Below are 17,701 nucleotides of genomic sequence, written 5' to 3'. Positions count from 1 at the left end.
GGGAGGGGAATCTTTTGAAAAAGAGAGTGTTTTTCCTGGTTCTTGCCCTGTCACTGGTTTTACTGGCGACTGTTGCGGTGGCAAATGTAGAAGGGATAAAAATGTACGTGAACGGCAATGAGGTGAAGTCCGACGTCCCCCCGGTCAAGCAGGAAAACAGGGTTCTGGTTCCAATCAGGTTCGTAGCCGAAGCCCTCGGGTGTGACGTTCAGTGGGATGAAGCAAAAAATGCCGTGGTTATAACAAAGAACTCGGGGGATAAGTTCCTCAGGGGTAAAAATGATCCCGCCCAGCAGAATCCGAGCATCCATACCAACTTTGTTAAAGCCGCCGACTTGCTGGCCGTTCTGGATGATGATAAGGACGGCGACCTCTGCGATTATCGCGACGGTCACAGCGGGGGTGACAGCATAGCCAACGATCCCCTGGTAGTCGACACCCGGTTGAAGAAAGACTATGATGCCGGGCACATTCCGGGAGCCATCTGGATATCCCCCGCTGAGGAAATTGCAGCTCCGGCTAACCTGGCTGCCCTTAAAGAGGCCCTTGAGGCTCATGTGGCCAGAGGCGGCAAAAATGAGATTGTGCTGTACTGCTTTACCGCCCATACTGCCGGGTTAGCGGCAGGTGTCCTCGGCGCCGAGGGTCTTAATGTGAAGAACCTGCGCTTTGGCTACGCTATTGCCTGGGAAGGGACCAAGCAGGCCGATGCTCCCATCTATGCTCCCCGCGAGGATGCCAGCGGCAAGCCGGTTCCTTATGCTCCCGCTGCAAAATAACCCGGTTGTAAATAATAAACGGCAGGCTCCTGTATGAATGCCTGCCGTTTATTACGACTAAGTTAAGCTTTAATGGAAACAAGTGTTGTTGGTTATGTCAATTCAGATATATAATTAAGGTGTATTTTGAGTCTTAAAACCTCGCTGGAAATTCCAGTTTTAGACCTGGACAAGGGAGGTGGTTTATTGCGTTTTGTGATTATAGGCAACAGCGCGGCGGGGGTGGCGGCCGTGGAGACCCTGCGCCGCCTGGGCGGTTTCCAGCACCGCATTACCGTGGTGAGCGATGAGCTCACGGGGGCCTATTCCCGCTGCCTGTTGCCGGACTTAGTAGCGGGTAAAAGTACAGAATATTCCATCAGGCTGCGGCCGGCGGAATTTTACCGGCGGCTGGAGGTGGAGCTGCTGGCCGGGGTGGCGGCAGTGGAGGTGCGGCCCGGGGAGAAAAGACTGGTTTTGCAGGACGGCCGGGAACTGGCCTACGACCGCCTGCTGGTGGTCACCGGGGCCAGCCCGGTGCTCCCGGCAGTGCCGGGGGTTAAAGCAGAGGAGGTTTTTACCCTGCGCACCCTGCGTGATGCCCGGCGGCTTTCCGCCCTGGTCCCACGGGTTTCCGGGGCAGTGGTGGTGGGCGGCGGGCTGGTGGGGTTGAAGGCGGCCTACGCTTTGAAACAGGCCGGCCTGGCGTGGGTTACCGTGGTGGTGACCAGCCCACGGTTGCTCATCAGGCAACTGGATGAAAGGGCGGCGGCCATGGTGGAGCGGGAACTGCTCAATGCGGGTATCGATTTTATCTATAACGCCCGGGTAAAGGCCTTTGCTGCCGGGCCTCAAGGCCGCTTGACGGGGGTGGAGCTGGAAGACGGCCGGGAACTGCCCGCGGGGCTGGCTGTGGTGGCCAAGGGTGTGCGCCCGAACAGCGGCCTGGTGGAGAAGGCCGGCGGTAAGGTGGGGCAGGGTATTGTGGTTGACGGCAACATGCGTACTTCCCTGGATGATATTTATGCGGCGGGGGATTGTATCCAGGTAACCGACCGGTTAACCGGGCAAAAGGTCAATTCAGCCCTGTGGACGCTGGCCTTTGAGCAGGGGCGCTACGCGGCGGCCAATATGCTGGGCATAGCTCGTCCCTACCCGGCTCCCCTCACCAGGCTGAACAGCGCCCGCTTTGGGGGGGTGGACGTGGTCTCGGTGGGGAACCTGGAAGGTGAAGAGGTGCTGGCCCAATATGATCCCCTGAGCCGTACCTACCGGCGGCTGGTCTTTGATGGGGAGCGTCTGGCGGGCTTCATCCTGGCCGGAAAGGTGGACGGCGCGGGAGTGTACACGGCCCTGGTGAAATCGGGCCGCCCGGCGTGGGCTTACCGCCGGCAGTTACTGCAAGGGCAGGTGGGAAGCGTATCTTTAGGAACCCTTTTAGAACAAGGGAAAAAGGATCTCAATCGGAACTGCCACATAAATACTGCTACATAAATTAAGATGCCGTCCGGGAATCCAGGGAGATTCAAATTTGCAGAAAGGAGAGGTATTCCATGAAGGGTACCAGTTCAATTGACCCGGCTTCCCTGCAGATGCTTAAGGTAGCCCGTGATGGGGGCCTGGAAACCGCCTGGGATCGTTACCTGGCGCAGCAGCCCCAGTGCGGTTTTGGCGAATTGGGTCTTTGCTGCCGGAACTGCAACATGGGCCCCTGCCGCATCGATCCTTTTGGAGATGGCCCGCAGAAAGGGGTTTGCGGGGCAACCGGCGATATTATAGTGGCGCGAAACCTGTTAAGGATGATTGCCGCCGGAGCGGCAGCACATTCGGACCACGGGCGGGACATTATCGAAACACTTAGAGGAGTTGCCGCCGGGGAGATCAAGGACTATACCATTAAAGATGAGAATAAACTTAAGGCCCTGGCCCGGGAATTTGGCATTTCCACCGAAGGCGAAACGGTTCAAACCATAGCCGAAAAGCTGGCGGAAGCAGCTCTGGAGGAATTCGGCACCAGGAAAGGCTACCTGCAGGCCATTGACCGGGTTCCTCCAAAACGTAAAGAAATATGGGAAAAGCTGGGCATTATGCCCCGCGGGATCGACCGGGAAGTGGTGGAAGCTATGCACCGCACCCACTTTGGCGTGGACAACGACCCGGCCAATCTCATTTTGCACGGCCTGCGCTGTAGCCTCTCTGACGGTTGGGGCGGCTCGTTGCTGGCCACGGAGTTTTCCGACGTTTTATTCGGCACTCCCCGTCCGGTGAGGGGCCGGAGCAACCTGGGCGTTCTTAGTAAAGAGGCAGTGAATATTCTCGTACACGGCCACGAGCCTATCCTGTCGGAGATGCTGGTAGAGGCGGCAAAGGATCCCGGGTTAATTTCCGCCGCCAGGGCAAAAGGAGCCAGCGGCATCAACCTGGTGGGAATGTGCTGCACCGGCAACGAAATTCTCATGCGCCACGGCATCCCCGTCGCCGGCAATTTCCTTCAGCAGGAGCTGGCGGTAATTACCGGTGCCCTGGAGGCGGTTGTGGTTGACGTGCAGTGCATCATGCCTGCCCTCGGCCAGCTGGCTGCCTGCTACCATACGAAGTTTATTTCCACCTCGCCCAAGGCAAAATTCCCCGGAGCCATTCATATACCGTTTGATGAACATAACGCTCTTGAAACCGCCCGGGAGATTATTCGTCAGGCCATCGAAAATTATCCCAACCGGGACAAAAACCGTGTCTTTATTCCTGAAGAAGCTACCGCATACGTGGCCGGTTTCAGTGTGGAGGCCATTTTAAGCGCCCTGGGCGGCACCCTTATCCCGCTCATAGAGGCCGTGAAAAACAAAAAGATCAGAGGAATCGCCGCTCTGGTGGGCTGCAATAACCCGAAAGTCACCCAGGACTACAACCACGTGAACATGGCAAAAGCCCTGATTGCCCGGGATGTGCTGGTGGTCGAAACCGGCTGCGCGGCCATTGCCAGCGCCAAGGCGGGGCTGCTTCTGCCGGAGGCGGCGGAGCTGGCCGGCGCGGGCCTGGCGGAAGTTTGCCGAGCGCTCGGCGTGCCTCCTGTTTTGCACATGGGTTCATGTGTGGACATCAGCCGGATTTTGACGGTTGCCGCAGCGCTGGCCAGAGAACTTGGCGTAGACATTGCCGACCTGCCGGTGGCCGGCTCAGCGCCCGAGTGGATGTCGGAAAAGGCAGTAAGCATCGGCGCCTATGTGGTTGCTTCCGGGATTTTCACCGTTCTGGGCACGGTACCTCCCGTTTTGGGGAGCAACGTGGTGGCGGATCTGCTCACCAAGCAGGCGAAGGATCTGGTGGGTGGCTATTTTGCGGTGGAAACAGACCCCTTCAAGGCAGCTGAGTTAATCATCGCACATATTGATGAAAAACGGGCCGCTCTGGGCATTTAGGGGGGGGGTGGGCAGGATGCCGAAAGAAGTTTTAATCCGTTACGACCGTTGCCTGGGCTGCCGTTCCTGCCAGCTGGCCTGTGCCGTGGCCCACTCCAGTGCGGGCAACCTCTTTGGCGCCGTTTTGAACGGTGAAAAACCCCGCACCCGTATTTTTGTCCACCAGGTGGGCGGATACAAAGCCCCCCTGAACTGCCGTCACTGCCAGGACGCCCCCTGTATTGACGCCTGCATTGCCGGGGCTATGCATAAGAAAGGGGACGGCACGGTGACCAATGTGGGCGGTGAGCAGCAATGTACTGCCTGCTGGATGTGCGTCATGGTCTGCCCGTATGGTATAATCCGTAGCGACGCGGAGGGCACCATGGCCCTGAAGTGCGACCGGGAGTGCCGGGATGAAACGGGGATACCGGCCTGTGTACGCGCCTGCCCTACCGGGGCCCTGGTCTACGACGAGGTGGACGACTACAGCGGACGGCGGCGGCTTGACGTCTTACACCGTGCGTTGAGCAATGTGTAGTTTTGGGTGCATACGCGGAACACCATAAGACCGGATAGCTTCCGGTCACACTGAAAATGTAAAACCAGGTCTGGATAATCACGGGCCTGGTTTTATACATTGGAGCCTGTACACGGGTGGATTGTGAGTCCACCTTTCTGCTTCTAGAACTTGCCGGTTACCGCATTTGCCACCTCTATGGAGCGTTAATTTTGGTCGCTTAATAGTAACGAGAAAAAATATTATCTTTCCAGGAGGAAAAGTACCAAGCGTGGCAAATTAAACTAGAATACAATTGGCTAACCAATTATTACATATTAAGCACGAATATCCAAAAACTTTAAGGAGGTCATAGTGAACGTGGGCGAAGGATACTTCAAGCAAAGGAACGGCTTGATTGCCGTAGACATCATGGCTGCCTGCGGCGTGATGACTGCGGAGCAGTGGTTCGGTCTGGGACAGGCGGCCCGGGAAAACAACGTGTTCCGGCTAAAAATGACCACCCGCCAAACGGTAGTGGCTCTGGTACCGGAGGAAAATGTGGAAAGGCTGGTGGCCGCCCTGGAGCCGCTGGGGTTGAGGGTGGCTCCCTTTGGGAAAGTGGTGCGGCCGGTGAAAGCCTGCCCGGGAAACGAGGCCCTGTGCCCGCGGGCCATTGCCGATGCCCTGGGCCTGGGAATCGTGATCCAGGAAAAATACGTGGGGCAGGGGGTGCCCAAGGATTTTAAAATTGCCGTGGCGGGGTGTGCCCGGGGTTGCACGGATCCCCAGTGCGCCGATTTTGGTGTCCGGGCTTCGGGTCAAGACCGGTTTGACGTTTTCATCGGCGGGCGGGGAGGTACGGTTAAGCCGGTGCACGGCATTCCCATTGCCCGCAAAGTGACTGCTGAACAGGTGCTGGGACTACTGGATTTTGTACTGGAACGCTACCGCAACCTGGCCCAGCCCTACGAGCGCCTCTGTCAAACCCTGGCCCGGGTCGGGGAGGGGCAGTTCCAGCCGCCCGCGGAACTCCTGGCGTCGCCGGGGGAAGAGGCATCTGAATTTGCCAGGTTTTTGCAAGGTTAGGGGAGGTGGCAATTGAGAGATGGCCACGGTTAAAGTTGAGGAAATAAATTTAGCAGCTTTAGAAACGCAATTGGACAGGATCTGTCAAGGCTGTGATTTATATAATTCTGCCGGTTGCAAGGAGTCCCAGTGTCTGGTGGGGTTCGCCCGTAAGGTTTTAAGCTTTGCCGCCCAGAAGAAGCTCCTGGATATTCCCGGGGCCAGCAAGCTTCTTCCCACCCAGGACTTTAAACCCTACTACCCGGAACAGGTGGCCGGGGCCATTGCCGAAACCTGCCGCCAGTGCCGGCAGTGTCGCGACAACCATTCCCCCGACTGTGTTATTGCCCTGGTGCGTTCAGCCCTGGAAAGCGCCCTGCTGCAGGAAACCATCGACTACCCGGGCAGCGTCTTCCTTTACCTGGCCCGGATCAAGGAGCAGCACCCCCAGTTGGCCGCCCTTTTAGCCCGGGAACTGCAAAAGGGCAGGACCTAAATGTTACCTAAAAGCGAGGAAGAGACTATGAAGGTAATGGTCGATCATGAAAAATCACGCCAGACTCAGGTCCAATACCTGGCCATTTCACCGGAAGACCTGGAGATTATGGCCCGGTACCGGGATTTGTTTGTGAAAGAAGCCGACCGCGTGGTGGATTATTTTTACGGGCACATTTTGCAGTTTCCCCAGCTCAAAAAAATTATCGAGAGGCACAGCAATGTAAACAGGCTTAAGGAAACCCAGAAGCAGTATTTTATCAGCCTGACTTCACCGGTTTTGGACGAGCAGTATTTCAAGCAACGCCTGTATATCGGGCGCAAGCACCTTGACATCGGCCTTTCCCCCCGCTGGTATTTGGGGGCCTATCAGATGTACTGCCAGGAGATCCAGCGCATTTTAATTGAACATCATGGAGATGATATGGCCGCCGTCCAGCGCGCTTTCAATGCTTTTGCCAGGAGGATCAACCTGGACATGCAGTTGGCAATCGAAAACTATATCATCCAGCAACTGGAACAATTGATGCAAATGCAGCAGGACGTGGGCAAGGTGGCGGGAGTCATTTCCCATATAGCCGATGAAACCAACCTCCTGGCTTTGAATGCGGCCATTGAGGCCGCGCGGGCCGGGGAGCACGGCCGCACCTTCACCGTGGTGGCCCAGGCGGTGCGCAAGCTGGCCCAGCAGTCGGCAAATTCCGCCAAAGAAATTGCCGGGATGATCCAGAAGAACAGTGAAGCTATTATGAAGATGCAGAAGATCAACGATGATAATCTATAGGGGGGCTTGCCATGGGATTGCAAAATGAGGTGTTGTGCCGCCTGGCCGCCAGGGGCAGTTTGTTCCGGGTGTTGTTTCTTTCCATGATAGTGATGGGATTGCTTATCGGGGCGGTTTTTCCTTTCTTTGTGGTAGCCCTGGGATTACCCTCCGAAATGGTATTTCGTCCGTCGTTTTTTGGAGCCTGTGTACTGGCGGGGCTGCTCGTTGGAGAGATCAACTACCTGCTGGCTCGTTTTGTGCTGGCCATTCCTTTAAAAAACCTGGCCGGGATGGCTGAACGGGTGGCCAGCGGTGATTTGAAAGACGGGGGCGACCTTTTTTGCAGCCGGGAATTATAAGGCGGGGTGACATGGTGGAAAAAGACGCAATTGGACAACTAATCGGTTCGTTTGAACAAATGTGCCGAAACTTGGCCCACCTGATCGGCGAAGTTGCGGAAGAGGCCAGGAAGGCATCGGAGCTGGCCGAGCAGCTTTCCAGCGCCACGGATCAGATCTCCCAGGGGGCCACGGAAACGGCCAGCGCGGCGGTTCAGATTTCCGCCAGCGTGGAGGAAGTGGCCGGGCGGGCGGAAACGGTGGCCCGAACGGCCGGCCGGGCCGCTTCCCTGGCCGAAGACGGCGGCCGGAAGATGGATGAGGTTAGCCGCCAGATCCGTACCATGCATGATACCACACGCCAGGCGGTGGAACGGGTGGAGCGTTTTGCCCGGATGTCCGAGCAGATCGGGGAAATACTGGGCATTATCAGCAGCATTGCCGACCAGACCAACCTGCTGGCGTTGAATGCGGCCATTGAAGCCGCCCGGGCCGGGGAACACGGCCGGGGCTTTGCCGTGGTGGCCGAAGAGGTGCGCAAGCTGGCAGAGAGATCGGCCTCTTCAGCCGAGGAAATAGGCAACCTGGTGTCCGCCATCCAGGAAGAGATCAGCGAGGTTACTGCCCTGATGGAAGGATCGGCCCGGGAGGCGGACCGGGGCCTGGCGGTGGTTGAGGAGGCCGGCACCGCCTTTAAGGAAATTTTAAGTGCGGTACAGGAAGTGGATTCCCAGGTGGCCGATGTAGCGACGGCTTCCCGGCAGGTGTCGGAGGCGGTACAAAATATCGCCGCCTCCACCGAAGAGCAAAGCGCCCTGCTGCAGGAAACCGCCAGCAGCATTGCCACCCTTTCCAGCATGGCCGAAAGGTTAGAGGCTATGGCTGCCCGGTTTAAGGTTTGAAACGCCGATTTCAATGATATCCCCGTTATGCAACTCATCGGTAAAGGATGCTTCTTTACCGTTGAGGGTCAGGCGGATGGGCGGCTTAAGCCCGCTGGGGTCCAGATCAATGTAATTGAAGACATCGATGAAGATGTAACTGGAACGTCCCGTCAGGTTGACGGTAGATCCGTTTACCGTTACGGTGATGCTTTGAGTGAGCTCGGAACTGAAACCCACCTCCGGAGTTGCCAGGCAGCCAGCGGGTGTTCCTTGAAAATCGCGGTTTTCCCTGTCCACTGGCCGGTAGTCTACCCTGTCTCCATCATGGAGGCGGTAGGTAGGGGGGACAGCCTGGCCGTTCACCAGCACCTTCCACGCGTCCAATTCTACCGGAGAGGCGGCCAGGTGCTCTGCCAGCCACTCAAAAATGGGTTTCACGGCGCAGATTTCCACCTCACCATCCGGGGGGATTTCCCAGGATGGTTCGGCGGCCTGTCCGTTGACATAACAACGAGCTGCTGTTTCCACTGGCCTGCGGTTGGCGTAAACGGTGATGGTACCCGGGGGTGGCAGAAGGTCGGCTACTGTGGCCCGGGCGTCAGCACCGTTTACGGCCGGGTGGACCACAATCCGGTCCCCGTGGGCCACCCTGGTTTGCATGTTGGCTTCGCGGTCATTCACTAGAATCCTGGCCGGTTGGGAGAGCCCACCGTAAATGACCTGGCGCTTGCCGTTTAAGGTAAAGGTCAGGTTTTTCCCGTTTTGCCCGATCAGCAGGCGGGGGTTAAAGCCGGTTAAAGCCAGCACATTCCCTACGGTAAATTCCCGGGCGTTGAAGAGCCGGTGTTCCACCCCGTTCACCATGATGTGGATAAAATCATGGCCCAGTTTGCGTAAAGCAACGAGGGCAATGCCCGCCACCGTTACCCCTTCCGGTCCGGGAATTTCATCGTCGCCCTCCACTATAAGTACCTGTCCCAGGCTGCGCCGGTCCCGCAGGACCACCCGGTTTTTGTCCAGCTCCAGATGCCGGGCGATCTTTTCCGTCAAGCCGGGAACCTGCCCGCCGCCTCCTACGCAAAATACCGAACGTGGCGGTCGCCCCCCGTTTTGGGCCAGGATTTGGGTGCTGATTTCCCGGGCCAATCTTTCCAGTGCCGGGTCGATGCGGGCCAGCAGGTCCTGGCAGGAAATTGTATTTTCCATGCCCACGATGTCCGTGTAACGTATATCCTCGCCCCGGACCAACTCCCTTTTCATGCGCTCGGCGGTATCAAAATCCACCAGGCAGGTCTGGACAATTTCCTCGGTAATTTCGTCTCCAGCCACGGGGGCCATGCCGTAGGCGGTGATGGCACCGTCCCTGGTGATGGCAATATCGGAGGTGCCGGCGCCGATATCCACCAGGGCCAGGTTTAAAAGGCGGTAGTTTTCGGGAATGGCCGCTTCGATGGCGGCAATGGGTTCCAGGGTGATGCTTAAAGGCTCCAGTTCCACCCGCTGGAGCACGGCGTAGAGGCTGTTGACCACCGAACCGGGCAAAAAAGTGGCCAGCACATCGGCTCCAATGGTTTTGCCCCGGTGACCTACCAGGCTGGAGATGGGGTAGCCGTCCAGGTAATAAGAAACGATGCTATAACCCACGCAGGTGAAATCCTTTGCGTTGGGTGGCGGTTCGGCTGCCAGTTCCCGGTGGGCCTGCTGGATGGCTGCCAGTTCCAGGGCGTTTACTTCAGGCCAGTCAATTTCCCGGCCGCTGGTTTCCTGCTCGATGTGGCAGGACCTGGTAATCAGGGAGCGTCCTGCGGCGGCAATGGCCACATGTCGCAGGGGGAAGCCCAGTTCCCTTTCCAGTTCTTTTTTTACCGCCCGTACCGCTTCGGCTACCCCTGGGATGTCGTGGATCTGCCCGTCCAGCATGGTTCGCCGGCGGTGTTCCACCAGCCGCTGCGCCGCCAGCCTTAACCGGCCGTCCTCGGGGACGGCCACCAGTCCGATTACCGTGCGGGTGCCTATATCCAGGGCAAAGATGGTATTTTCAGGAGATGCTTTTAAAGCCATGCCGCATACCTTCCCGTTCATTGGAGTGGGGGTAGGGTATTTTCTCCCGTTATAGTACCATGGATGTTTTGTATGGGACAACTTCGCTGGTTATATTTTCCGTTAGCGACCTGTTTCCTCTGCGCCGGATGAACCGGCGGCAGGTTGGCTGGTTGATTTAGCCAGTTTCCTGGTTAAGGCAATCCTGTCCCGGGCCTGCTCGTTTAGAGCGGCGCTGCCCCCACGTACAACTACCGCCCGGCGAAAGAAATCCAGTGCCTCGGCATACCGGCCCAGTCTGAAGTGCAGTTCGCCGATGAGGTAGGCCAGTTGCTGTTCCTGTTTGGTGGACAGTGTCCGGGAACTGTTAAAGTAAGCCTGCCGGAAGTATTCCAATGCCCGGGCCCGGGCGTCTAACGCAGCTTCTTTCTGTTCTCCGTCCTCATACAGCCAGGCCAGGTGCAACCATAGGCGGGCTATTTTGTCCGGTTCCGCGGCCATCTGTTCTGAGTTGAACAGGGCCAGCCGGTGTGCCTGCAGGGCAAATTCCGGTGTTCCCGGGGCGGCCATCGTTCCGGAAAAAGCTTTTTGCCTTTCTGCCTTTCCATCCTGAAGCAGCTTTTTTTGCCTGGCGGAGAGATTTGGAAAATCGGTGCGCTGGTTAGCGTAAAAGCAGGCCGGGCAAACCCAGACGCTATACAAAAGCGGTTCAAAATCGCGGTAACGCTGGCGGAAATCGCTATCCTGGCCGGTGACGGATAATTTATGTTCAAACACTTTATGCACTGTAAAGGTGGTGCTGCACACCGGGCATTTAACCTCTGACTGGTAAAGAAAGGGGTGCCCTGAACCTGTACGGAGAGTTTCTTTTTGAGCGGGTGGTTTATCCCTTGACGCCCGCATGATTTTTGCGGCCAGTTGCGGGTGCATCTTGATTACCTGTTCCAGGTTTTCCTCATTAATAACCAGCACCAGGGAATCTTCCACCGCCCGGGCGTCGCTTTGCCGCGATAAACCTTCCAGCAGGGAGCTCTGGCCGATAAATTCTCCCGGTCCCACAAGGGCCTGCACTTCCCTGTGACCGCCGGTAACTTTGCTGAGCTCGATCTTGCCCTGTAATACTACATATATTTCCCTTTTATGTTCGCCCCGGCGAAAAAGAAACTCACCCGGCGCCAGGGATTGAATCATTTTCGATCCGGTGTAATCTGGCACCAGTAAACATTCCTTTCCAAATTCATCATAAACGCGAAAAGACCACGGTTAGGGTGTTGATGTAAAGATTTGCCATAAGGCTGTCATGTTTAGTTATTCTACCTGTTCAGAAATGGATCCTGCCTTGGGGTATGAGTTATTTGTTGCGGCTGTTTTTCCTGCGGGCATAGTGAAATTGTGATATTGCTCACTGCCGGCGGGCAAAGGGCGGGGTATAATGGCGGGCAGGCAGCAATTTTTAAGGAAAAGGTGGCATCCTTGACAAACTATACCGGGTATGTTAGTTTACAAGTGAGTAATCACTTAATATAATGGAGTATAATTGTTCAGGAGGCAAATTTTCATGGCGCAGCGATACGATACGCAGATCAGGCAACAGCAAATCGTCCGAGCCACATTGAAGATTGTTGCCGAAAGGGGCATTTCCGGGTTGACCACTGCCGAAATTGCCCGGGAAGTGGGCATTGCCGAGGGAACCATTTTTCGCCACTTTGCTAGTAAAAATGAAATACTGCTGGCCACCGTACGTTATATAAGGGACACCCTCCTGGGCTGGAGCCGGGCCAGGGTTGCCGGGGGAGGTGAACCCTTGGAAAAGCTCGGTGATATTTTGCTTTTTCACCTGGAGCTGTTTGAACAAAACAGCGGGATTCCCAAAATTATTTTTTCCGAGCAGGTGCATCTGCACGACGAAAAGCTGCGTCAGTTGATGTCTGAGACCATTGGCGAATACATGGAGCTTATAGGGACCATTATCCGGGAGGGTATGGAGAAGGGACAGTTCAGGCCCGGCCTGGATGTACCCATGGTCGTTGCTGCCTACCTGGGCCTGGTGCAGGTAAGCCTGTTGCGCTGGTCTTTAAGGGGGTGTCAATCATCCCTTACTGAAACACACGGGCGGATTTTACGTTTTTTATCCACAATACTGCAAAATTAATTTTATGTTATTTAGCGAGTGAATACTTGCTTGCTTTCGGCTGTAAGGGCATTACTCCAGGATAATGACGGGCAATTGCTGTGCACGTTAAGTCCGTGGGCACGCAAGAACCGTCCCTGCTTGCCCGGCCATCATGCTTTCCGGCCGGCCTGTCGAATAATGCCGGTAGCCATAAAGGGTCGCTTTTCTGGCACCGGTTAGCAGGGTTTCCAGCAGTCTTAAAGGCTTTCGCTGAGGAAGGACTTTTACTGGTAAGTTGACACTGGATACTCTTGATGTTAAGGGGGCTTAAGCCGTGAATCTTCCGCTGAACTTTCTAAAGATCTTTTCTACCGTTAAAAGACAGGTCAAAGCGGTTCTGCTGGTTGTTATCCTGGCAGCCCTTGGCCTGGTGGTAGGCACAAAGATTATGGCCCTGCGCCAGTTGCCGCCACCGGCACAGGCGGCGGGCGTGCCGGTGGAGACGGTGCCGGTTATCGCCGGTACCATCACGGAGAGCCTGAGCTATACGGGGACCATTGAATCCGCCCACCGGGCGTCCCTGGCTTCCAAAGTAATGGCGGAAATTCGAACGCTTACGGTTAAAGAAGGAGACCGGGTGACCAGGGGCCAGGTTCTGGTAGTTTTAAACGATGAAGAATTAAAAGAGCGCTTAAACCAGGCGGCAGCGGCGGTGGACCAGGCCAGAGCGGTTCTGGAACAGGCCGAGGGTGCCCTTTCCGTCAGCCGGACCAACCTGGAAAAGGCCGCGGCCAATTACAAACGCGGGCAGGAGTTGCTGGCCGCCGGAGCTATAGCCCCGTCCGTTTTTGAAAACCAGTACGAACTCCCCTACCAGCAGGCGAAGGAATCGGCGGAACGCACCGCTCCCGCCCAGGTCAGGGCGGCCAGGGCCCAGCTGGCCCAGGCCGAAGCCGGGCTGGCACTTGCCAGGTCAGCCTATCAGGATGCAACCATCAAGGCGCCTTTTAACGGTGTGGTTACAGCCGTACATAACTATCCCGGTGATCTGGCCGTGCCGGGTAAACCAATTCTTACCCTGGACGATACTGGAAAAATGGTTGCGCGGATAAAAGTAGCAGAAGCAGACCTACCCTTTTTAAAAGTAGGGCAAAAAGCAACGCTGCGCTATCCCGGGGGGCGGGAAACCGCCTCGCAGGTTTCCCGGATTTACCCGGCAGAAGACCCCCTCACCCGCAGCACCATCGTGGAGGTGCCGGTTTCTTCTCCCGGAGTCAGGCCGGGGATGAGCGTGGAGGTTTCCTTTGTAGTCAGCCAAAGCGAGCGGGCCCTGCTGGTCCCCCGCCGGGCGGTGAAAACGGAACAGGGCAGGGCCTGGGTGTTCGCCGTCAGAAACGGCAGGGCGGTACAGGTGCCGGTAACTCCGGGGTTAAAGAACGAAACGCACTATGAAGTAAAAGGAGACCTTAAGCCCGGCGAGCCGGTGGTGGTGTCCGACTTGACCAGGCTTTATGACGGGAAAGAAGTACTTGTGTACCAGGAAAGGAGAAAGTCATGAACTGGCCCGCCTTTGCCATCAAGCACAAATATACGGTGTTTGCCCTGGTCCTGGCCATAGTGTTTTTCGGCCTCTACGCCAAAAACGTAATTAAACTGGAGCTGTTTCCCGATACGTCTCCTCCCATGGTGAACGTGATCACGGTATACCCCGGGGTTGCCGCCTCGGATGTGGCCAGGGAAGTGAGCAAACCGCTGGAGGAAGAACTGGCTACTATCGAGGGAGTTAAGAAGATCTCCTCGTCTTCCCAGGATGGGCTTTCCGTGGTCAGGGTGGAGTTCAACTACGAAAAAGACTTGGACCAGGCGGCGGTGGACGTGCAAAATGCCATCAGCCGGATAAAGGGAAGCCTGCCCGCAGGCATTCAGGAACCGCAGGTGCTCAAGTTCAGCTCCCAGGATAAGCCGGTGCTCACCCTGGCCTTAAGCAGCGATAGCCTGGATCTGGTCGCCTTGCGTACGCTGGCTGATAACGAAATTAAAAACGCAGTGCAGCTGGTGGACGGGGTGGGTGCCGTGGACGTGCTGGGCGGCCACCGGCGGCAGGTTAATGTTTACGTGGACCGGCACCGTTTGGAGGCTCTTAATATTTCCCTCGACCGGGTGGCGGCGGCCATCGGAGGGGGAAATATCAGCCTGCCCGCCGGGCGGGTTACCCAGCGGGAGCAGGAATACTTAATCAGGGTCACGCAGGAGCGCCTGCATCCCGAGGAGCTGGCCAACATCCTCCTCGAAAACCGCGGCGGCCACAACATATACTTGAAAGACGTGGCCCGGATTGAAGATTCCAGCCAGGAACAACGCAGCAGCTATAACTTTAACGGCAAGAATTCCCTGGCCGTTCAGATCATCAAAAAGCGTGAGGCCAACACGGTTGAAGTGGTTGAGAGGGTAAAAGAAAAGCTGGCTGAACTGGAAAGGCAATTTCCCGAAATAAAGTTTGCTGTAGCTGATGATGACTCTATTTTCACCCTGCAGGTGGTGGAGAATATGACCGCCAGCGTCAGGGATGCCCTCATCTTCACCACGGCCATTATTTTGCTATTCCTCATCAGCTTGAATGAATCGGTCATCGTTGCCTTTTCCATGCCCCTGTCCCTGCTGGGAGCCATTGTCCTTATGAAGGCCTCCGGCCTGTCGCTGAACATTATCACCCTTTCCGCCCTCATTTTGAGCGTAGGCATTGTGGTGGATGACTCCATTATTGTGGTGGAAAATATCATGCGCCATCACCATGAGCTCGGGAAGGACATCCGTACCGCGGCCATTGACGGTGCAAGCGAGATCATGCTGCCCGCGGTGGCCGGTACGGCCACCATTGTGGCGGTGCTGATTCCCCTTTTGTTTGTAGGCGGGTTCGTGGGTCAGATGTTCAGCCCCCTGGCCCAAACGCTCATTTACGCCATCAGCTGTTCCCTGCTTGTTTCCCTGACCATTATCCCCCTGCTCACAGTTATGCTGGGCGGCAGGCGCTGGGCGGCGGCTGAAAGGGCGTTAAACGCGGCAATTGCTCCTTTTACGAAAGCCATGAACCGCCTGAAAGACTCCTACGCCCTGCTGGTCGTCAGGGCCTTGAAAAGGCGAAAGATGACCCTGCTCCTGTCCCTGGGACTAATTTTGCTGAGTATCAAACTCCTGGGCCTGATTGGTATGGAAGTGCTGCCCAAGATGGACGCCGGGTCGCTTTTGATCAGTTTGCAAACCTCCCCCGCCAGTTCCCTGGAGAAGACGATCGGGGTGGTGGCGCGGGTAGAGAAATTACTGGACAGGGAGCCGGCGGTAATCGCCTACAGCACCCGCATCGGTTATGAACCGGGGTCGCATTACATGGGCGGTACCGGCGCCCTGGGGGTAACCCAGGCAGAAATCACCGTTACCCTTACCTCCCGGAAGGAAAGGAAGGAAACCATCTGGCAAATCGAAGAACGGCTGCGCCGGGAAATGGCCCGCATTCCCGACATTGAAACCTTTGTGGTGAAGGAAGTCGGCGGTACGGCTAAAAGCAGCACCGCCGCGCCCATAGACGTACGCATCACCGGGGATGATGTGCGGGTGCTGGATTACCTGGCCGGTGAGGTGCTTGCGCAGTTAAAAACCGTACCCGGTGTGGTCAACCTCTACCGGAGCTGGTCGTTAAACACGCCGGAGGTAAACATGGTGGTGGACGAAACCCGGGCGGCGGCCCTGGGCCTTACCCCGGAAAAAATGGCCCGGCAGGTTTATGCCGCCCTGGAGGGACTGAGGGCGTCTTCCCTGGAGGTGGAAAGCCGCAAGGATACCGACATAGTGGTACGCTACCGGCCCGAGGACCGGGGTTCCCTGGAAAGCATGCTGGCCGTCACCGTCACCTCTCCCCTGGGCGTGCAGGTGCCGCTGCGGGAGCTGGTACATGTGGAGATCAACCCGGCGGCCAGCGTGGTTACCCGAGAAAATCTCCTGCTCTCCATTGATATTCTGGGTTATACTGAGGGGCGGCCCTTCAGCCACGTGATTGCCGATGTGGAAAAGGCACTCCGGGAGGTGAAACTTCCCGAGGGCTACAGGCTGGAAGTAACCGGTGAAAAGGCGGACCTGCAGGAGTCCGCCGGGGATTTAAAGCGTGCCCTGCTTCTGGCCGTGGTGACGGTGTATTTGCTGCTGGTGGCCCAGTTCAGGTCCTTCATTCACCCGGTAACCATTATGATGAGCATTCCTTTAGTGCTCTTCGGGGTAGCCCTGGCCCTGCTGCTGAGCGGCAAGAGCGTTTCTTTGCCGGCCATACTGGGACTGATTCTGCTTGTGGGTACGGTGGTGCGCAACAGCATTGTGCTGGTGGAGTTCATCATCCGCGCCCGGGAGGCGGGCACGACCAGGGATGAAGCCATCGTGGAGGCGGTACAGGTGCGCTTCCGGCCCATCATGATGACCGCCCTGTCCTGCGTGGTGGGGATGCTTCCCCTGGCCCTGGAATGGGCGCTGGGTTCGGAAAGGTTTTCCCCCCTGGCCATAACCGTTATCGGGGGAATGCTGGTGGCCACTTTGCTGACCATGGTGGTCATACCGGTGGTGTACTCGCTGTTTGATGATCTGGTGGACAGAGCTCAATTTAAACCGGCAGGGGTTAAAAATATGGAAACCGGTGCGAATTAAGCCCGTGGACAAGCAAGAACCGTCCCGACTTGCCACGTTACTTGTCGTGAAATAAATCATTCCAGAACTATGATCTGGATCAATGTTTTGGTGGCAGAAATATGCTAGGGTAAGGGAAAACCACGAAAGGAGCAGGTAAATATGGAGATCAAACTTTTTGGTGCGGATGGATGTCCAGTATGCCGTCAGCTGGAACAAACGGTCTTCGATGTCCTGGCCGAGATGGGGGTGGCCGCGGCGGTCAATAAGGTCACCGATCCCGAGGAGCGGCTGCAGTACGAGGTTTACCGGCTACCCGGTTTGATGATAGACGGGGAGTTGAAGGCCAGCGGACGGGTGTCGGCCCGCCACGAGCTCATGAACTGGGTGAAGGAAAGATCAGCTAAGTCTTAATAAAACGGGTAACCGGGTAACCAGTTGGCGGAAAGGGGGTTAGAGTTGTTATGCAAACCATAGTTTTTCGCCTTGAAGGGCTGGCCTGTCCCGAATGCGCCCGGAACACCGGAATAATACTGGAAAGACAAAAGGGAGTTAAAAAGGCCGTGGTGACCTATGCCACGGGAAAGGTGAAGGTGGAATATGATCCGGCGGTGGTAACTCCTGAGGAAATCGAAAAGGTCATTGCTAAAACCGGGTACCGGATTACCGGGAGGGGTTAG

16 protein-coding genes are annotated in these 17,701 nt (G+C 56.6%); 14 read left to right on the top strand and 2 right to left on the bottom strand.

Annotated features, from left to right (window positions below):
- The first annotated feature begins 14 nt into the window (after positions 1-14).
- The 9 genes from BUA65_RS00855 to BUA65_RS00815 all read left to right on the top strand — a co-directional run bounded on the left by BUA65_RS00855 (position 15) and on the right by BUA65_RS00815 (position 8,221).
- Entirely contained in the window at positions 15-779 is a 765-nt protein-coding gene (locus BUA65_RS00855) for a stalk domain-containing protein (RefSeq protein ID WP_072866869.1), read from the top strand.
- A 195-nt stretch (positions 780-974) separates the two neighbouring features.
- Positions 975-2,252, top strand: coding sequence for an NAD(P)/FAD-dependent oxidoreductase (locus tag BUA65_RS00850; protein ID WP_242656198.1), 1,278 nt, complete (start codon positions 975-977; stop codon positions 2,250-2,252).
- 59 nt (positions 2,253-2,311) lie between these two features.
- Positions 2,312-4,174, top strand: a complete 1,863-nt coding sequence (cooS, locus tag BUA65_RS00845) for an anaerobic carbon-monoxide dehydrogenase catalytic subunit (RefSeq protein WP_072866867.1) — start codon at positions 2,312-2,314, stop codon at positions 4,172-4,174.
- A gap of 16 nt (positions 4,175-4,190) precedes the next feature.
- Positions 4,191-4,694, top strand: coding sequence for a 4Fe-4S dicluster domain-containing protein (locus tag BUA65_RS00840; protein ID WP_072866866.1), 504 nt, complete (start codon positions 4,191-4,193; stop codon positions 4,692-4,694).
- Between the two features lie 333 nt (positions 4,695-5,027).
- The gene (locus tag BUA65_RS00835) at positions 5,028-5,741 is read left to right on the top strand and encodes a ferredoxin-like domain-containing protein (RefSeq protein ID WP_341349592.1); all 714 of its coding nucleotides are present in this window, start codon (positions 5,028-5,030) and stop codon (positions 5,739-5,741) included.
- Between the two features lie 19 nt (positions 5,742-5,760).
- Positions 5,761-6,216, top strand: a complete 456-nt coding sequence (locus BUA65_RS00830) for a hypothetical protein (protein ID WP_072866865.1) — start codon at positions 5,761-5,763, stop codon at positions 6,214-6,216.
- Positions 6,217-6,999: a globin-coupled sensor protein gene (locus tag BUA65_RS18945; RefSeq protein ID WP_278246236.1), complete on the top strand. Its 783-nt coding sequence runs from the start codon at positions 6,217-6,219 to the stop codon at positions 6,997-6,999.
- 11 nt (positions 7,000-7,010) lie between these two features.
- Positions 7,011-7,340, top strand: coding sequence for a hypothetical protein (locus BUA65_RS00820; RefSeq protein WP_072866864.1), 330 nt, complete (start codon positions 7,011-7,013; stop codon positions 7,338-7,340).
- Positions 7,322-8,221, top strand: coding sequence for a methyl-accepting chemotaxis protein (locus tag BUA65_RS00815; RefSeq protein ID WP_072866863.1), 900 nt, complete (start codon positions 7,322-7,324; stop codon positions 8,219-8,221). The genes BUA65_RS00820 and BUA65_RS00815 overlap by 19 nt, the downstream gene beginning before the upstream one ends.
- Here BUA65_RS00815 and BUA65_RS00810 read toward each other — a convergent pair.
- Entirely contained in the window at positions 8,189-10,264 is a 2,076-nt protein-coding gene (locus BUA65_RS00810) for a cell division protein FtsA (RefSeq protein ID WP_165613164.1), read from the bottom strand. The genes BUA65_RS00815 and BUA65_RS00810 overlap by 33 nt on opposite strands.
- A gap of 102 nt (positions 10,265-10,366) precedes the next feature.
- Positions 10,367-11,458, bottom strand: a complete 1,092-nt coding sequence (locus BUA65_RS00805; RefSeq protein ID WP_072866861.1) for a DUF2225 domain-containing protein — start codon at positions 11,456-11,458, stop codon at positions 10,367-10,369.
- Between the two features lie 343 nt (positions 11,459-11,801).
- On the opposite strand from BUA65_RS00805, the gene BUA65_RS00800 reads away from it, so the two are divergent.
- From BUA65_RS00800 to BUA65_RS00780, 5 genes are all read left to right on the top strand, one after another.
- Complete coding sequence (locus tag BUA65_RS00800) at positions 11,802-12,395, top strand: TetR/AcrR family transcriptional regulator (RefSeq protein ID WP_072866860.1); 594 nt, start codon at positions 11,802-11,804, stop codon at positions 12,393-12,395.
- A gap of 295 nt (positions 12,396-12,690) precedes the next feature.
- Positions 12,691-13,914, top strand: coding sequence for an efflux RND transporter periplasmic adaptor subunit (locus tag BUA65_RS00795; RefSeq protein WP_072866859.1), 1,224 nt, complete (start codon positions 12,691-12,693; stop codon positions 13,912-13,914).
- Complete coding sequence (locus BUA65_RS00790; RefSeq protein ID WP_072866858.1) at positions 13,911-17,042, top strand: efflux RND transporter permease subunit; 3,132 nt, start codon at positions 13,911-13,913, stop codon at positions 17,040-17,042. Before BUA65_RS00795 ends, BUA65_RS00790 begins: the two co-directional genes overlap by 4 nt.
- A gap of 141 nt (positions 17,043-17,183) precedes the next feature.
- The gene (locus BUA65_RS00785) at positions 17,184-17,435 is read left to right on the top strand and encodes a thioredoxin family protein (protein WP_072866857.1); all 252 of its coding nucleotides are present in this window, start codon (positions 17,184-17,186) and stop codon (positions 17,433-17,435) included.
- Between the two features lie 50 nt (positions 17,436-17,485).
- Positions 17,486-17,701, top strand: coding sequence for a heavy-metal-associated domain-containing protein (locus BUA65_RS00780; protein WP_072866856.1), 216 nt, complete (start codon positions 17,486-17,488; stop codon positions 17,699-17,701).

The sequence above is a fragment of the Desulfofundulus thermosubterraneus DSM 16057 genome, from assembly GCF_900142025.1.
GTDB lineage: Bacteria > Bacillota > Desulfotomaculia > Desulfotomaculales > Desulfovirgulaceae > Desulfofundulus > Desulfofundulus thermosubterraneus.
Note: the sequence above shows the minus strand (reverse complement) of the source record. Positions and strands in the feature narration are given on the sequence as shown.